Here is a 17,799-nt window from a genome sequence, read left to right as displayed (position 1 = left end):
GCCTTTCTCCTGTTGGCGACGCCACGTGGTGAGATTGGACGAGTAGAGTCCTTCACGACGTAAAAGCGCCCCAATTTGACCCTGTGTAGTACATGCCTCCGCCTCTTGAAGGATGCGGAGTTTGTATTTCGCGGTGAATTTCCTCCGAACAGACTTCTCTGTTACTTCAGGGTCAGGGAAACGACCGCTTGGGATTGCGCCGCCAGGGGAAACTCCAGTCGCCCTACGGGCTCCTTCCGTTTCCCCTGGCGTGTTATTTGTTTTCAGACTTATTGTACTACTATTTTTCATAGTTTTTCTCCTTTACGCCCTACACTAAACTATATGGGGTAAAGTGTCTAACTATTATTGACACAGAGGGTTAGTTACAAAAACCGAACCGTTTTTAACAAAGCAAGGAAGGTTCTTAAAGAGATAAAAGAAACCTGCGATACTTTATACCACAAAAAGGACAAGAAAATACCAAAACTAGTAGGAGAAATTGATACCCTGTTTAAAGACATTGCAAAAGAGTTGAAACGTGCAAAACTTAAGTGGTCAATTTAGAAACGGCAATTAACACATAAACAATGTTGAATTGTTCGTAACCTCTTAATTTATAACTGCTCTAGGATAATTAGGGACAGACACTATATATTGTGCTTTGTTTCTTCGTCCTGCCTCTTGGCAAGACGCTTAATATTCTACCTGCTTTTCTCCCTAACTTCGCAATAAACTCTTCCCTGGAAGGGAAAGTAGGGGTCAAACAAATGACCCCTTTGTTCCTTTTGAAAACTGAATTCTCGGACAGTCTGTTAAAAATTAAGTAATTGCTTCTTCAAATTTGTTATCTTGTCACGCAGGTTTTTATTCCTAATCAGCTCAGCATTCGTCTGGCTGTATCTCATGGTAATTTCCGCACCTGATTTTTATATGCTTTCTTCGTTAATCAGGGATTAAGGGCTAATATAATCAGACTCAGTTTTCATCTAAAACTTGACTCCTTTTCAAATAATTTGTTATTCTTAGTAAGATATGAGTAATTATATTGTTCTTGTCAAACAGGTTCCGGACGTCACTCAAATTACCGGCAACGCCTTTGATCCTGAGACCGGCACCCTCAAACGTGGGGCTTTGCCCAGCGTTATCAACAAACTTGATACAGACGCACTGGCGTTTGCCAGCAAGATGAGGCAAGCTTCCCCGGGAAAGATTGTTTGTCTCACCATGGGTCCTCCCATGGCAAAAGATATCTTGATATATTCATTGACCAGGTGTGCAGACTCTGCGGTGCTTCTTACCGATAGGGCGCTAGGAGGGGCGGATACCCCTGCGACTGCTAATCCACTGGCACATGCAATAAGGCGGATAGTTAAGGATATGTTTAACGGCGATAATGATTATGTGGTGATAGCAGGTATGCAATCGGTTGACGGTGATACCGCTCAGGTTCCACCACAGGTAGCTGAGGAATTGCAGATACCCTGTATCGCATATGCCACGGATGTCGAATGTATTGATGAGAAGTTTAGAATTAAGAAAATCGTTGCGGGTGGGAATCAGTGGGTAATTCCGAAAACACTCCCATGCGTGATAACGGTTGCCAACTATGAGTATCCGTTGTTTGCATCTTTTCAGAGGTCACGATGGGCCAACAAATTTACCGTTATTACCTGGACCGCAGAAGATATAAAACCCACTTTATTCGGTACCAATGGCTCAAAGACACGTGTGATAAGGGTCTTCCCGCCACCAAAGAGCTCCAGGAAAAATAAGCATGTTAATAATATTGCTGAGTTTGTTACCGAGTTGGTTGAGGACTATAAAAAAGGCGGATTCCATAGTGCTTTTGAAAAGGAAGGAACAGATTATGTACTCCCGTCAAAAAGAACTGGTGATCCATTTAACCGCGATTATGAATTTACTGATAAGGAAGTTAAATTATTCAAAAAGGTCGCACAGGCACTTTCCAGGATGGGAGTAACCGATATACATCAGCTTAACGAAACACTCGTTGATAGGGTTCTGGAGATTATTGAAGAGAAACCAACCAAACGGATGATCCTGGAAATGTTTGAAGGATATAAGATCACCCAACCGAGTTATACGGGCGATGTTTGGGTAATTGCTGAACATGATGGTGAAAAGATGATTGATGTTACATCAGAACTCCTTGGAAAAGCCAATAGCCTGGCAAATTCGTTACAGGTGAAGGTTGGCGCTGTGATTGCGGGTCATAGATGCAAGCATATGTCGGATGGACTCGTTGCCGCCGGTGCCGATGATGTTCATATAATAGAAGATGAACTCTTAAAGGAGTTCAGGCCCGGGCCATATAAAAAAGTGATTGCTGGGGTGATAGAAAGACACGGTCCACAAATTGTTCTATTTGGCGCTACCCCTCTGGGGAGAACCCTGGCTCCCATGGTTGCTTATCGTCTTGGTTGCGGGCTGACAGCCGATTGTACCGGATTGGATATCAGGGATAATACAAGGCGGGGCGCTATCGCAATATTGATGCAGACCCGTCCGGCATTGGGTGGTAACGTAATGGCCACTATATGCACCATAAATTCAAGAATACAAATGGCAACTGCCAGACCGGGAGTCATGAAAAAACTGAAACCCGATCCTTCGAGAAAGGGGAATATTATAGAGCACAGGGTTGCCCTTTCAGAAGCGGATATTGATTTTGACATTATCAGTACAGAATTGAGCGGTGGGATTTCAAAACTTGCTACTGCTGATGTGGTTGTATCAGGCGGCAAGGGTCTGAGGAATAGAGATACTTATAATAAGCTTGTGAGCGATTTGTCTCTTGCGTTGCAGGAAAAACTGAATTGCCAGGTTGAGCGCGGGGCATCCAGGGCAGCCGTGGAGCATGGCTTTATTGACCGTATCCATCAAGTCGGGCAGACGGGAACCGCTGTGAGTCCCAAGCTGTACATTGCTCTTGGAATTTCAGGCGCCATCCAGCACTTAATTGGTATTGAAAATGCAGGGATAATTGTGGCCGTCAATTCCGATCCGCAGGCACCCATATTCAAGCACTCAGATTACTACATCATTGGAAATGCAGAGGAGATTGTACCCAAAATCATTGAGGCATTAAGACATTGACCTGTGATAACCGGAGAAATCAATCTTTAATGTACAAATATTCATTATGATGATACAAGAAAAAGATTATACACATGTTTCAATCCTTGTTATAGGTGCTGGACCTGGTGGCCTGGCTGCCGCAATTGCAGCCAAAAGTGCACATAAAGATGCAGACGTCGTGGTTCTGGAAAAGGGAGGGTCCCTTGGCAGCCACAATCTGTCTGGTGCAGTTCTGGAAATGGCCTCATTAAAACGCCTGCTTGACGAAGCCAGCCCTGATTGGCTTTCCATGGAAGGAGCTGATCATATCACAGGAAAGGAGGTAAAAACTGATGACGTCTGCTTCCTCCTGGGAAAAAAATTTGCCATCAACATCTCACCGCTCATTAAGATTGGGAAGAAATTGGGACTATCATTTGGTGAAATGGACAATAGTGGTGATCATATTATTTCAATAGGTAAGTTGACGAGATTTCTTGGTAAAATTGCCATCTCGCTGGGTATCGAGGTTTATACAAGCTTTGGCGTGAAGGAAATCTTATATGAGCAGACACGGAAAGAAGTTTACGGAGTTAAACTTGTTGATCAGGGTCTAGACAAAAAAGGGTATCAACAACCCAATTACCTTGAGGGCGAGACGATTACCGCGGATATTATTATCCTTGCCGAAGGAGCGGATGGCCTTGTTACCGAGGATTTGGTTGCAAAGGCCGGCCTACAACGAGAGATCAATCAGGTATTTTCGGTTGGCGTTAAAGAAATCATTCGGGTTAGTAAAGAGCGCTATGAATCGTTCGGCAATAACCGGGTGGTCCATACACTGGGTTATCCGTTATGGTTTCCCCTATTTGGCCCAGAAATTTTTGGGGGTGGATTTGCGTACAGCTATGGTGATAATCAGATCGCGATTGGCATTATTGCGGGGGCTGACTGGAAGTATTGTAACTTTAATCCGCAAAAGGCCCTGGAAGATTTTAAACGTCATGCGTTTGTCCGTCAGTTCATTGAAGGAGGCGAAATAATTGAAGCCGGTGTAAAAATGATCCCTGAAGGGGGTTATTATGCATTGCCTCGTTACAAACAATCAGGCACCAATGGCAAGACAACGGGTACTGTCGGTTACAAAAATGTGATGATCGTTGGCGACAGTGCAGGTTTTGTAAATATGCACAAGATCAAGGGACTCCACAATGCCGTTGAATCCGGATTACGTGCTGGCAAGGCATCAATTCAATGTCTCAACGATCCTAGCAAGGCTGCTGAAGTCTACACCCATCTGTTAGAACAAAATTCAGTAATAAATGAAATGAAGTCTGCCAGAAATTTTCGTGCAATAATCGCAAAATTTGGTCCAACATTCGGTTTCCCATTTTCGATTATTGGCAAGTTCTTACCTCGGTTTGGTATGGAAAGAGATTTCAAGGCAATGACCTCAGCCAAGTTCAAATATGGTATTCCAGGCAAATTTGACAAGACGACCTTCGTCTCATTAGCTGGTACAAAGCACAGGGAAGACCAACCTGCGCATCTCCGTATTTCAGACCAAAATTTTTGTATCAATAAGTGCGATCGCCTTTTTGATCGGGCATGCATAACGTTTTGTCCCGCAGGTGTTTATGAGCAGGTTGGAAATGATACCCTTCCAGCAAATCCTTCGAATTGTATCCACTGCAAGACCTGCCAGAGAAAGTGTCCTTTTGATAATATCAGATGGACTGTACCAGAGGGCGGTGGAGGGCCCAGATACAAACAGATGTAATTCATTAGATAATACGTGGATAACGGTTTCCGGTTTTTCAAAACTATCCAACGTTAAGTTTTGCCTATGGTTTCTTAGAAGCCGCTCTTTCAATAGTCGTACTGAGATAGTTCGCTGCTTCATCCGTATCGCGCCAGTTTTCGAGTTCTACCCATTTTCCCGGCTCAAGGTCCTTGTAATGTTTGAAAAAGTGGACAATCTGGTCGAGCAAAATTGCCGGTAACTGTTTGTACGAAGACACATCCTTGTAGAAGGGGTGGAGTTTGTCAACGGGAACAGCAAGCACCTTTTCATCCCGGCCTTCTTCGTCACGCATGACTAACATGCCAATTGGCCGGCAACTATTCCTGTACAGAAACAATCATGCATGGAAGCAACACGTAATGCAAAAATTTTACAGAATACCGTGTTTCTCACGTTCTCCAGAAAATTGTAAGAACACCTTACCATGAAGCAATGAGAAAATCAAAAATAAAGATAATTAAGTGCTAAGAATTACGTCACATCTCGGTATTCTACATGGTGAGTAAATGAATGAAAAAATATACCTCAATTTTTCAAAATTCTATTGAATTTCATTGAGAAATTTGTTTCACTAAGCAACTTAATTTATTTATTCCACATATTTTATTTCAAACTATTTGAGGGAGCCAATCAATTATGATGATACCGAGGTTGGTATTCTTTACCAAAGGTGTTGGAAAACATAAAGACAAGTTACAGTCATTCGAACTTGCCCTGCGAAAAGCAGGTATTGAAAAATGCAACTTAGTAAGAGTATCAAGCATCTTCCCACCGAATTGCAAGATTGTCACGAAGGAACAAGGTACTGCAATGCTAAAGAGTGGACAGGTGATTTTTTGCGTAATGAGCGAGAATTCTACCAATGAGCCTAATCGGATGATCTCCGCCTCTGTTGGCATGGCGGTTCCATCCGAGCACGAGCACTACGGATATCTCAGCGAACACCATGCCTTTGGAGAAACTGAAGAAAAATCAGGCGATTATGCAGAAGACCTTGCCGCCACCATGCTGGCCACTACTCTGGGTATCGAATTCGACCCTGCAAAAAACTATGATGAACGGAAAGAAACGTATCGGATGAGTGGTAAAATCGTAAAAACGAGAAATATCACACAAGCAGCGCGGGGGGACAAAAATGGCTTGTGGACTACCGTAGTTGCAGCGGCTGTATTTATTTTATAACCATGTTTTTATCTAACCGAAAGAAGCCGTGTAAACAACTCAAACAGCTCAAACCGTTTGTTATTTGCCTTCCTCATACTTCAACATGACAAATCTCTGTTGCTTTTTGATTTCATCATCAGCATGCATCAGCCCGGTCTGCAATGCAGGAAAGGATATCTGGTGACGTGGAAGTACTAACGACAGGATGCATTGTTGCCCCCAGGGGTTTCAAGGCAGGTGCTACCTATTGTGGAATAAAAACGGTAAAAGACAGTTTTGATCTGGGAATTATCTTTTCAGAATTTCCTGCAACTGGCGCCGCCTTGTTTACCACAAACCAGATCTATGCGGCACCGGTAAAGCTCAGCAGAAAAATCATTCAAATGGGTCGCGTGCGTGCCTTCGTCATCAACAGCGGCAACGCCAATGCCTGCACGGGAGAACAGGGTTACAAAGATGCCGAAGAGATGGTACGGATTGCGGCAAAATGCCTGAAAACCCCTGAAGATGAGATACTGGTCGCCTCCACAGGGATTATTGGAAGACCACTTCCCATGGAAAAGGTTTTTGCAGGTATTAAGGCCTCTGCTGCGTTTTTGGGAAACACCCCAGAGCATGGTAATGCCATGGCACGGGCCATCATGACGACGGATACGAAACAAAAAGATATTGCCGTTAAACTAAAGATAAACAACAAATTTGTAGTAATTGGTGGAATTGCAAAAGGGGCAGGGATGATTGCCCCAAACCTTGCAACCATGCTCTGTTTTCTTACGACTGATGTCTCCATGCCGGCATCACTCCTTAACGAATGCCTCAGAAACTCTGTAGAATCCTCTTTTAATTGTATCACCATTGACGGTCACATGAGTACCAACGACACCATTGCCATTATCGCAAACGGTGCCTCTGGGGTAAATATCCCCTCGAAAAATCACGATCTCCAGGTCTTTCAGCAAGGACTGGATTATGTGACCAGCTATTTGGCAAAGGCCATTGTGATGGATGGTGAAGGTGCCACAAAATTTATTCAGATTGATGTGATTGGTGCAAGGTCACGCAGTGATGCAACAAAGATTGCCAGGTCCATTGCAGATTCGCCACTGGTAAAAACGGCAATGAACGGAGAAGACCCCAACTGGGGACGCATCGTCTCCGCTGCTGGTTATGCAGGTGTGGAACTGGATGAATCAAAAACCAATCTCTCTATAAACGACATCCTGATCTTTGCCAAAGGGATGCCAACACAGTGCGACCTCAATGTACTCAGTACCTCCATGAAAGGCAGGGATATCAAGATTCGCCTGGAACTTGGACTGGGGAACTTCAAGGATACCATGTGGACGTGTGACCTGTCACATGAATACATTACCATTAATGCAGAGTACCACACGTGATCTTTTTGGCAAAGCATCAATTCAACCCGCCAAATACTCCAAAAAACAACAGATTGCACCCACAAATATTTTCAAACTTCCGAAGTAAAGTCTCTCTCCATTACTGTTTTGCGGCCATCTGTTTTTGCTTTCTCGATTGCCTGATTACACAAACGGCGAACGATATCAGACAATACTTCCGCAACATTGCCCGCCGTATTCATGTCAGCAGTAGAACGTATGTAATTCTTAAGTTTGGACACAACTATCAGTATTTCTTTTTCGCTCATGTTATCTTTCCTTTCTCTTGTTAATACAATGAATGAATTGCTTTTTTGAAAATCTATCCTATTTTATAAAATCCACGCTAAAATACAACGCAATTCAACCAATACGTACAACTAAAATTTTCCAAATTACTCAGATGCACTATATGTCATACCAAAAGCACTAGCAACTGCCTTGTTTGTAAGCTTTCCCTTTACCATGTTGACACCTCTCAGTATGGCAGGGTTTTCTCGTGCTGCAGGCTCGTATCCCTTGTCAGCAATCTCCAGGGCATATGGCAGCGTTACGTTGGTCAGTGCATGGGTTGATGTGCATGCCACGGCACCGGGGATATTGGTCACACAGTAATGGATAACATCATATTCCTTGTAAATAGGATTACTATGGGTTGTGGGTTTGCTCGTTTTCACACATCCCCCCTGGTCAATGGCTACGTCAACGATCACTGCACCGGGTTTCATCGTTCGAACCATTTCCCTTGTTACGACACGTGGTGCCCGCGCTCCTTCAATGAGTACGGCACCAATGAGCAAGTCGGCATCCCGTATCTTCTCCCGGATATTCTGGGTATTTGACATGAGCGTAACTACATTTTTTGGCATGATGTCATCCAAATATCGTAGCCGATCTATATTGATATCGAGGATGGTAACTCGCGCCCCAAGCCCTGCAGCCACCTTTGCGGCATTGGTACCTACAACACCACCACCTATGATAACCACCTCTGCAGGGGCTACCCCTGGTACCCCGCCCAAAAGTATACCGCGCCCAAGCATGGGTTTCTCCAGATATTTTGCACCCTCCTGGATGGACATCCGCCCTGCCACCTCACTCATGGGTGTCAGGATCGGGTGGCGCCCATGTTCGTCCCGTATCGTTTCGTAGGCAATGGCTACCACCCTTGCCTTCAGTATCGCGTCTGTTAATTGTTTCGAAGCAGCAAAGTGGAAAAAAGTGAATACGATCTGGTCTTCTCTCAGCAAAGGGTATTCTTCAGGTAAGGGTTCTTTGACCTTCATCACAAGCTGTGCTTTATCGTAAATTTCCCCTGGCTCATCAACAAGCTTTGCACCCGCACTTGTATATTCCTGATCAGAGATGCCGCTCCCTAAACCAGCGCCCTTTTCAACAATCACAGCGTGTCCGCGTTTCAACATCTCCTCCACACCTGCAGGAATAAGAGCCACCCGATACTCATCTGATTTAATCTCTTTCGGTACGCCAATAATCATCTGAATTTCTCTTCAAAAAGAATGTAGAGTCTGATAAAATCACTCCTAACTTTTAACCACGAATCGAACCCGGCTAAACATGAGAGAAAGGAAAATATTCGCAGAAATTTGTGCCAATTCGTTGCTCAATAATTCTTTGGGTCTATCGGTCAAACGTAGTGTACACAGACGGTAATTTTTGTCAAGCTAAATCGGATTCCTTTAAATCCTGTCAAAAAACATGAAGACGTGTGCCTTTATTACGCTTGGATGCAAGGTCAATCAGTATGAGACCCAGGCCATACGGGAATCCCTTGCCGCGAAAGGATTCATAGAAACCGCTCCTGAACAAGCTGCTGATCTTTATGTAATCAACACCTGTACGGTCACCTCGGCCAGCGACGAAAAATCACGACAATACATCAAAAAGGTCAGACGAAAAAATCCCGCGGCAACAGTCGTTGTTACCGGGTGTTATGCAGAGTCAGATACCGAAACCATTAAAAAACTGGAAGGTGTAGACTTTGTGATTACCAAGGCAGAAGAGGCACAATTAGCGGAAATTGTCAGTAGGGACACGGTGCACCGTGTCCCTGCTTCCCCTTCGAAGAGGGGGGGATGGGGTGATGATACATATATTCCCAGGTCCGAGAAAGAATCTATTTACAATCTTAAAATAAGTCATTTTGCAGGGCATACAAGGGCATTCCTCAAGATCGAAGACGGATGTGACTTGTATTGTTCCTATTGTATCATCCCTTACGTTCGCGGAGGTATCAAGAGCCGGAGACCACAGGATATCCTGGAAGAAGCGCAACGTTTAATTGATAACGGTTACAAGGAGATTATCCTGACCGGCATTCATCTGGGGGCTTACGGCAAGGACACTCAGGGAAACTACCGTTTATTGGATATTATTCAGATGCTCTGTAACCTATCAGGATTAGAAAGACTCCGACTAAGCTCTATCGAAGTTAATGAAATAACTCATGATTTAATCGACCTTGTTGCACATACAAACCAGATATGCCCCCATTTTCATATTCCATTACAAAGTGGAGATGATTTTATTCTGAAGAGGATGAACAGAAAATATTCCTCATCTCAATATTTAGAGGTACTTGATAGCATCCGTTCAAAGATTGATTCACCGTCATTTACCACTGACGTCATAGTAGGCTTTCCGGGAGAAAAGGATGCACACTTTGAAAATACTATCAATCTCTGTAAAAAAGTTGGCTTTAGCCGGATGCATATATTCCCTTTTAGTGCACGAGAAGGTACCCCTGCGGCGAAAATGACTGACCATTGTCACCCTCAGATTATCAAAAAAAGAAAGACACTCCTGGATGCTGTGGCAAAAACTTCAGCCTTTTCCTACAAGAAACATTTTTTAAACACACGCGCTGAGGTCCTTGTAGAAACGGAAAGAGACTCAAAAACAAACAAATTATGTGGATACTCCGAACGGTATATCAAGGTTTTATTTGACGGACCGGAAACCATCAAAAATTCAATTGTTTCGGTACGGATAGAAGAAGTTACCCCCTTGCTGATGACGGGGACTTTACAATAACTGCAAAAATTAAAAATAAAAAGGCAAAATGACATATCAAAGTTCAAATAGAAGACAAAAGACTATCTTTACATTTTGATTTGTATTTTTAACTTTTTATCTTTGATTTTTGATATAAAGACACTCTGTAATTTACAGTTTAAATTAGTTCTTGTAACCCGGATTGGAAAAATTTCATGAAACACTTACTATCCATAACAAGAAAAATATTTATCCTGAGTACCTTTGCTATTTGTGTTTTTTGTACCTCACCCTCTTTTGGTTTGCCGGCCGACGATGTCATACCACTGGTTGATGGAGACTATTACCCACAGGTGCACCAGGCATTAACCACCGCAAAGAAATCTATCCTGTGTGTCATGTACATAGCCGATATTAATCCAAAATATAAACAGGGGTGGGAATATAACCTGGTCAATGACCTTATTAACGCTCATCGGCGTAGCGTAAATGTAACAGTTATTTTTGATCAAAATGTCATGTTTTGGGAAACTGGGAAAAAGGGTAAGAAAACAGGAAGGAAAAGCGTAGACGCATACGAACTGCTCAAAAAAAATGGTGTCCCTGTGTATTACGACAGTATTGACCGTGTTACCCACAGTAAGATATTGGTCATCGACGATTATATCACCATTGTGGGGAGTACGAACTGGACGTATAGCGCGCTAAAGAAAAACCACGAGGCATCCGTCTTAATAAAATCACGCAGCGTGGCAGAGTCATTTCTTGAAAGGCTTAAGACAATTTCAAAAAAATGACTAAAGGAACTATCGAAAAAAGAATCATAGTCGTTGAAATAGGAAGGGCAAGTAAGGCGATTCTTCATGAATTGGATAAAAGACTGAGATTAACTTTTGGACTATGATTTTTGAAATTCAAATGTTTGCAAAATAATCATTAACGGAGGAAAATTTTTGTCTGATATCCCAAATATAATATGTTTAGAAGGTGTAGGAGAGTTTTGTTCAGATGGATTGTCATTTAATGTGCCATTCAGTTTAATTCAATATCCTGCAGAAACAGTAATTATAGCTAAAATCAATCCAGAATATAAAAAATACGATAAAAATTGGAAACTTAAAGGATTTTTAAATACTGATAAAAGACCTATAGAATGCGAACATTTGCTCTTATCCTCGAATCCTATCTCGATACTCCAACGCGTACAAGATTGGAAGTTTATGTCTTTAAATGCCGATATTATTATTGGCAATAAATTAGATAAACCAATAAAAGAGGCTTATTACCCTTTAGTATCCTATTTTGAAGGGGTTTTTTCATTAACTGATGATAGATGGAATATAGAAGTTATTAATCCCAATAGCTCTGAGCAAACAAAGTCAATAGCAAAAAACTGGCAAATACCTATTGAAGGCTTAACTTTGCATCTTTCACATCCTAGTGCAACACTAGAACAATATACAGAAAAGGCATATCAAATTGCAAGGTTGCTATCATTAGCAAGTGGGAATGAGGTTACATTTCATAGGCAAATAATTTTATGGAACGAAGGCAATGAAGTAGAAATTTGGCGTAGGATGCTTGGTGGTGAGTTTGGACCGAGATTTTGTATATTAGAAACTTACATTTCGGATTACCTTCGAGAGGCACTTTCTTCTTGGAGAACATTTTCACCGCAAGAACAAGAGAATATTCGTATAGCCACCACTTATATTAATTTATCAGCTAATGGATACATGGATGAAAGGCTGCTTCGAATAACCCAAGCATGGGAAATGTTGGCTAATGCCTGGGGAAATCAAACGAAAGAAGTTAAAGACTCGGCTAAAGATCCAATTAAAGAATTAATCACAGAAGTAAATGATGCATATAGAAAATGGAAGGTTAAATTCTCAGACAAAGATAAAGATGGGTTTTTAAAATCAAGAATAAATGACGCTTTAAATTGGGATAAAGTTTTAAAAAAAATAAACCTGTTGGCTAATTCATACAAAATTAACACTCAAAAAATTGGACTTAATTTTCAACAATTAATCAAAGCCAGAAATGATATCGCCCATGATTGTAAAATGTCTAAAGCAATTCGAAATAATGCAGATTCTCCACCCTACAAACTTTTAATTGCAGGTCAGTTTGGCCTAAAAATTCTACTCCTTAAAAAACTAGGGTATTCAGGTAAAATAGTAACGAGTAAAAATGGGAGGCGTACTCATGAAGAAATATCAGAATATATCATTAAGTAACGGGAAGGAGAACTTGAGAAAACATAGTTCTATAGAAGGTTAAATGCGTTGGATAATTTGCTATGGCCGTAAAAGAATATATAATTCATTACAACGAAGATACAAGGAAAAGACATTATCATCAAATACAGAGCGGTAAGGTGGTAAAATTTATGGTTCAATTAGAGATTAAGCATGAAGGGTCTTGGAAAGAGGTTGTTCGATATGACTGTGCTCATGGCTATGCGCATCGCGATTCTTATAATAAGAAAGGTAAGCATATCAAAGAGGAATTACACCTTAAATTTGAAGATGCTTTGACTCTGGCTGATGATGATATTGACGACAATTGGGAGACGTATAAAAATAAATTTTTGAAGGGAGACATGCCATGAATATTTTGGAAAGGAAAAATACTGATTTAATTAAAGAGTTTAACAGATATGTGCGTGAGCATCCGGAGTTTGCAAATAAAATTCCAAATAATGCGATCGTAATTATGCAATTAGAGGGAGACGAGGAGTTTAATAGTTGGAGTTTTAAATTGGGAAAAATTCATGCTGAAAAGGGACAACCTATCGTATGTATTAGAATAAAAAAAATACAACCGATTCGCTCACGCATCGAAGAGATTGAAGTTGAGCAACAAACAGCATATTGAAGAAATAATTTTTAACGCATTTTCCATTAGACTTGTTTCCCTGGTATTTAAAAATGGTAATAGGAATCTTGTTTTATAATCTTTGTTCCTCTGCACCTCTGTGTTTTACTATTTCCAAAAATCTCAGATTCTTTATCTGTGTCATCTGTGTCATCTGTGGTTTCAACCTTTTTCCCTGTAAAAGTTTTGCCATGGGAGATGCCTCGAAGTTTGCTTTTGCACAATTGCAATATGATGGCGGGAACTGGAATCCCAGGCCAAATGCGGGAAAACGTCTTATGTGGGAAATTATCAAACGAACCAGTGTTGAGGCACGTATTGATACCATTACTCTTCGGGCGGATGATGCCAATCTTTTTGAATACCCATTTCTCTATATGTCCGGTGATCAGGAATTCCCGCCTTTCAGCGAGAAAGAAATCAGCAATCTGAAATTATACCTGGAATTCGGGGGTATGCTATTGATTGACGACTGCCTCGGAAAGAGCGATTTCGGGTTTGATAAATCTGTACGCCGGGAAATTAAACGGCTATTTCCCAACAAATCCCTGGAAAAGCTGCCTGCTGATCATATCATTTTTAAGTCTTTTTATTTGCTGAACCAGGCATACGGCAGGATTATGGAGAAATCTTATCTGGAAGGTATAACATTAGAGAATCGAACGGCTATTATTTATTCGCAGAACGATCTGGGTGGCGCCTGGTCAAAAGATCCTCTTGGGAGTTGGGAATATGAAGTAATTCCCGGTGGTGAGACACAAAGGTCTATGGCATTCCGCCTCGGGATAAATATTATTATGTACGCTTTAACAGGTGACTATAAACAAGACCAGGTACATCTGCCTTTTATCCTGAAAAGGCAGATGTAATGCATCTTTTTAAACCAGGACTTCGGTGACTTTTTCAATGTAACACGAGTTTTAGTTCGCACAGGGTGTAAGCGAACTGAAGTTCGCGCTACAATTGCAGATTTGAAATTCCTTATCGTCAGGGAAAGGTTTACTGCCTGAAAATATGTCAGACAATCCAACGTAGCAGGGTTAAAATTAAATCACTGAACAGTTACCTTTTGCCTTGCTTTTTTGGGAGATCCGGATTCTATTCCTATTTCTTCATCGGTAAGGTAACAGGCGGGGTCATGTTCCCACATATCACCATAGTATGCCTCTGCCCTGGCCCTGAAGTTTCCGCCGCAGATATTAAGCCACCTGCATTTTGCACAACGCCCTTTGATATAAGGGTTTTTGTTCTTCAGTCTGGCCATTAATTCATTGGAAGTATCCTCCCATATCTCGCTAAACTTCCTTTTCCTGACATTTCCAAAGGAATACTGTCTCCAGAACTGGTCGGCATGCACCTCTCCATCCCAGCTAATACAAGCAAGTCCCTTGCCAGAACTATTTCCCTCGTTCATCTGGAGGAGTTCATATACCTCTTTTGCCCTCTTTGGATTTTCCTTCAGGAGCCGTAAATACACATACGGACCATCGGCATGATTATCCACGGTAAGCACCTCTATTTTTCTGCCTTTGTCATGGGCCTCTTTGGTCTTATTGATAATAAGGTCAACAACCTCGCGGGTTTCTTTGTGAGAAAGGTCTTCTTCAATCAGGTTGGAACCCCTCCCTGAATAGACCAGGTGATAGAAACAGACCCTTGGGATATTTTCTTTTTCAATAAGTTGAAATATACCAGGAATATCATGTGCATTCCTTTTATTAATCGTAAAACGCAGGCCAACCTTAATGCCCACCGACATGCAATTTCGAATGCCTTCCAATGCAGCATCAAATGCACCGGGAATACCACGGAAACGGTCATTTGTCTCTTTAAGACCATCCAGACTGATCCCTACGTAGGAAAGCCCGAACTTTTTCAATTCATTTGCCTTTTCTCTCGTAATTAAGGTACCATTCGTACTAATAACCGCCCGCAAACCCTTCTCTTTGGCATAGCCAATTAATTCCAGGAGGTCTGCTCTCATAAGAGGCTCTCCGCCGGAAAACAGGATCACTGGAGCCCCATAATCTGCAAGGTCATCTAACATTGCTTTTGCCTCACCAGTAGTCAATTCATTGAGATATTCAATATCTTTTGATTGAGAATAGCAATGGATGCATTTCAAGTTACAACGTTGTCCTACATTCCATACAACAACAGGTTTTTTATCGTGAGAAAACTGTAACAAATGGGATGGCAGCTTCCTGGACTCTCTCCCATAACGTAACGCATCTGACGGTTCTACGGTACCACAATATAATTTTGATATACCAATCATGTTACTCCATCTCCTGCACAGGGTATATGTGCTAAAGTAACACATGGTAACACATGGTTACTTACCACATGTACGATTATAATGAACGGTGTAAATACGCTAGCATAGTGCTGTAAATAAATTATGCTAATCATTATAACTGAAAATGATTATTAAGTAAAAAAGATTTTGTGATTCCAAAAACTTATTGCCCTATTGCATAGAGTTTCCAATCTACACAACCGACATAGAGCGTACCTTTTGGATCAATCGCAGGGGAAGAAAGTAATGGGTCACCAATTGTTGCGCTCCATTTGAGAGTACCATCATTATTCAGGGTGTATAATTTACCATCCCATGACCCCACATAAATAACACCATTTGCATCGATAACAGGAGTGGCCGTAATTGAATTTCCGGTTTTGTATTCCCACTTCACAGTACCGTCTTTTTTTACCGCATATAAGCTGCCAGCCTGTGTACCAATATAGGCTACTCCTTCGGTGTCTATAGCCGGAGAAGAATGTGTTCGGCTGCCCAAGTCAAACCCCCACTTTAGCGTCCCATCGAAATTTGCAGCATATAATTTCCCATTCATATCCGCGACATAAACACCGTCACTGCTAACGGCAGGCGTAGAATCTATTTTACCTTCGGTTTCAAGACTCCACTTTAAAGACCCATCCTGGTTTATGGCATACAAATGTTTATCCCAGGAACCAATATAAATGGTATTATCACGATCTACGGCAGGAGAAGAAATCATAATAGACGCCCCGGTTTTATAACTCCATAATAGTTTTCCATTTGCACCTAATGCATAGAGCTTCCCGTCATAGGAACTGATATACACCGTCCCTTTGTCATCAATAGCAGGGGACGAATGAATAGCCCCGGCAGCCTGGAACTTCCATTTCATCTTTCCGTCAGGATTGATCACATAGAGCCTCCCGCTCACCGTACCAAAACAAACAACACCGTCTATGCCAATTGCTGGAGAACCAAATATCTCATCACCACTTTTAAAAGCCCATAATACCTTCCCTTTTGGAGTTATGGATAACAAACTGCCATCGGTGCTTCCTGTGTAAATAACCCCATCGGCATCCACAACAGGGGACGACCATATTTCACCAGAACTGGAAATACTCCATTTAACATTGTCGCTGGAAGGCCCCACAAAAGGCACACAACCAGTCCTTTGTAAATTATATTTATACATTGGAAACGTATCTGCAGTGCCCTGAGCATGAAGAGAGGAAATCCGTGACGTGCTACAGAACAGAAGTGTAATCGTTGACAAGAGGAGGGTTACAATACACGGAAAGACACTTTTCATTTTCATTATTTGCTCCTTCCAAAGCATTAAAGATCTGGAATAACTAGTTCTTGCCCAATTTTCAAAGATTTTTGATCCTTAAGGACCTTCCTGTTAGCGTTAAATATTTTGCTCCACTTTGTGCCATCATTATAATACTTTGTGGCTAACGTATAAAGCGAATCACCTTGCTGAATTATGTGTTTTCTAACGGTTTGTTTTGCATCTTCCATTTCGACTACCTGGGAAAGTGTCGGGGTCGTTATCTCCGTCTTTGTCTTTTCTTCAGGTATAATAAGTTCTGTCCCAATCCTAATGCTGTTACGATCTTGAATTTTATCCTGATTTGCATTGAAAATCAGTAACCACTTGGACTCATCCCCGTAGTATTTTCTTGCTATTTTACGAAGACTGTCACTATATTTCACCTTATGCATTCTGAATTTGGAGGTAGTCTTTCCATCGCTATAAGAAACGTCTTTCCAATCTTCCTGATTTGTGACTGATGCTTTTGTATCATTTGCGGTTACATTTACAGGTTCTTTCTCCTTTGCCTTCTGCCATTCCCCCTCGACAATATTGTCTTCTTTTTCTGCTGTTTGTTCCTCAATTTTTGTGGTATCCGCAACGATGGAGGTCTTTTGTGTCGTACTTTCTTCAGTACCTTTCAAGGCAGCCTTCGTCTCTTCAAGAGATTCCTGAGATGCGTTTTGCGTATCTGGTGATAATTGGCTTATGTCCAATACACCACTTTGTGTTTCTTCCTCTTCATCCGGAATAGGAATAGCTGGTTCTTTCACGCTCGTTCTTGTGCTCAGAAAGACGCCAATAATTGCCAGAATAATCACTCCTAAAGTTACACCAACTTGCACATCTCTTTTCATCGTTTTTTATTCCTTTC

The 17,799-nt window shown here is 41.7% G+C and carries 17 protein-coding genes; 10 read left to right on the top strand and 7 right to left on the bottom strand.

Translation table 11 applies throughout. From position 1 onward, the window contains the following. Window positions 1–195: IS3 family transposase (locus E3K36_15145; protein MCF6156539.1), on the bottom strand; the 195-nt coding region annotated here is incomplete at its 3' end. A gap of 819 nt (window positions 196–1,014) precedes the next feature. Here E3K36_15145 and E3K36_15140 point away from each other — a divergent pair. Continuing rightward, window positions 1,015–3,099: an electron transfer flavoprotein subunit beta gene (locus E3K36_15140; GenBank protein ID MCF6156538.1), complete on the top strand. Its 2,085-nt coding sequence runs from the start codon at window positions 1,015–1,017 to the stop codon at window positions 3,097–3,099. Between the two features lie 46 nt (window positions 3,100–3,145). After that, the gene (locus E3K36_15135) at window positions 3,146–4,840 is read left to right on the top strand and encodes an FAD-binding protein (GenBank protein MCF6156537.1); all 1,695 of its coding nucleotides are present in this window, start codon (window positions 3,146–3,148) and stop codon (window positions 4,838–4,840) included. 64 nt (window positions 4,841–4,904) lie between these two features. Here the strand turns inward: E3K36_15135 and E3K36_15130 are convergent, their stop codons facing one another. Next, entirely contained in the window at window positions 4,905–5,165 is a 261-nt protein-coding gene (locus E3K36_15130) for a hypothetical protein (GenBank protein ID MCF6156536.1), read from the bottom strand. Window positions 5,166–5,503: 338 nt separating this feature from the next. Between E3K36_15130 and E3K36_15125 the strand changes: the two genes are divergently transcribed. Continuing rightward, window positions 5,504–6,046, top strand: a complete 543-nt coding sequence (locus E3K36_15125; GenBank protein MCF6156535.1) for an arginine decarboxylase, pyruvoyl-dependent — start codon at window positions 5,504–5,506, stop codon at window positions 6,044–6,046. 143 nt (window positions 6,047–6,189) lie between these two features. Then, window positions 6,190–7,425, top strand: coding sequence for a bifunctional glutamate N-acetyltransferase/amino-acid acetyltransferase ArgJ (gene argJ, locus E3K36_15120; protein MCF6156534.1), 1,236 nt, complete (start codon window positions 6,190–6,192; stop codon window positions 7,423–7,425). A gap of 71 nt (window positions 7,426–7,496) precedes the next feature. On the opposite strand, the gene E3K36_15115 is transcribed toward argJ, so the two are convergent. Together E3K36_15115 and ald are read right to left on the bottom strand one after the other, a co-directional pair. Further along, the gene (locus E3K36_15115; GenBank protein MCF6156533.1) at window positions 7,497–7,694 is read right to left on the bottom strand and encodes a hypothetical protein; all 198 of its coding nucleotides are present in this window, start codon (window positions 7,692–7,694) and stop codon (window positions 7,497–7,499) included. A gap of 126 nt (window positions 7,695–7,820) precedes the next feature. Next, a complete protein-coding gene (ald, locus tag E3K36_15110) occupies window positions 7,821–8,924 on the bottom strand; it encodes an alanine dehydrogenase (GenBank protein MCF6156532.1) in 1,104 nt (367 codons plus the stop codon). Between the two features lie 220 nt (window positions 8,925–9,144). Here ald and mtaB point away from each other — a divergent pair, with 220 nt between their 5' ends. The 6 genes from mtaB to E3K36_15080 all read left to right on the top strand — a co-directional run bounded on the left by mtaB (window position 9,145) and on the right by E3K36_15080 (window position 14,192). Further along, entirely contained in the window at window positions 9,145–10,479 is a 1,335-nt protein-coding gene (mtaB, locus tag E3K36_15105) for a tRNA (N(6)-L-threonylcarbamoyladenosine(37)-C(2))-methylthiotransferase MtaB (GenBank protein MCF6156531.1), read from the top strand. Between the two features lie 176 nt (window positions 10,480–10,655). Continuing rightward, window positions 10,656–11,237, top strand: a complete 582-nt coding sequence (locus tag E3K36_15100; protein ID MCF6156530.1) for a hypothetical protein — start codon at window positions 10,656–10,658, stop codon at window positions 11,235–11,237. 156 nt (window positions 11,238–11,393) lie between these two features. Next, complete coding sequence (locus E3K36_15095; GenBank protein ID MCF6156529.1) at window positions 11,394–12,683, top strand: hypothetical protein; 1,290 nt, start codon at window positions 11,394–11,396, stop codon at window positions 12,681–12,683. A 62-nt stretch (window positions 12,684–12,745) separates the two neighbouring features. Further along, window positions 12,746–13,057 carry a hypothetical protein gene (locus tag E3K36_15090; protein MCF6156528.1) on the top strand — a complete coding sequence of 104 codons (312 nt, stop codon included), beginning with the start codon at window positions 12,746–12,748 and terminating at the stop codon, window positions 13,055–13,057. After that, on the top strand, window positions 13,054–13,323 hold the full coding sequence (locus E3K36_15085) for a hypothetical protein (protein ID MCF6156527.1): 270 nt from the start codon (window positions 13,054–13,056) through the stop codon (window positions 13,321–13,323). The genes E3K36_15090 and E3K36_15085 overlap by 4 nt, the downstream gene beginning before the upstream one ends. Window positions 13,324–13,376: 53 nt before the next feature. Continuing rightward, window positions 13,377–14,192: a DUF4159 domain-containing protein gene (locus E3K36_15080; GenBank protein ID MCF6156526.1), complete on the top strand. Its 816-nt coding sequence runs from the start codon at window positions 13,377–13,379 to the stop codon at window positions 14,190–14,192. A 182-nt stretch (window positions 14,193–14,374) separates the two neighbouring features. Here the strand turns inward: E3K36_15080 and ahbC are convergent, their stop codons facing one another. From ahbC to E3K36_15065, 3 genes are all read right to left on the bottom strand, one after another. Beyond that, on the bottom strand, window positions 14,375–15,601 hold the full coding sequence (gene ahbC / locus E3K36_15075; GenBank protein ID MCF6156525.1) for a 12,18-didecarboxysiroheme deacetylase: 1,227 nt from the start codon (window positions 15,599–15,601) through the stop codon (window positions 14,375–14,377). A 184-nt stretch (window positions 15,602–15,785) separates the two neighbouring features. After that, window positions 15,786–16,946 (bottom strand): hypothetical protein, encoded by a 1,161-nt coding sequence (locus E3K36_15070; GenBank protein ID MCF6156524.1) that lies wholly within the window; start codon window positions 16,944–16,946, stop codon window positions 15,786–15,788. Beyond that, on the bottom strand, window positions 16,946–17,782 hold the full coding sequence (locus E3K36_15065; GenBank protein MCF6156523.1) for a LysM peptidoglycan-binding domain-containing protein: 837 nt from the start codon (window positions 17,780–17,782) through the stop codon (window positions 16,946–16,948). Before E3K36_15065 ends, E3K36_15070 begins: the two co-directional genes overlap by 1 nt. Window positions 17,783–17,799: the final 17 nt, after the last annotated feature.

Origin of the sequence: Candidatus Brocadia sp., from assembly GCA_021646415.1 — a bacterium.
Classification (GTDB): Bacteria; Planctomycetota; Brocadiia; order Brocadiales; family Brocadiaceae; genus Brocadia.
Note: the sequence above shows the minus strand (reverse complement) of the source record. Positions and strands in the feature narration are given on the sequence as shown.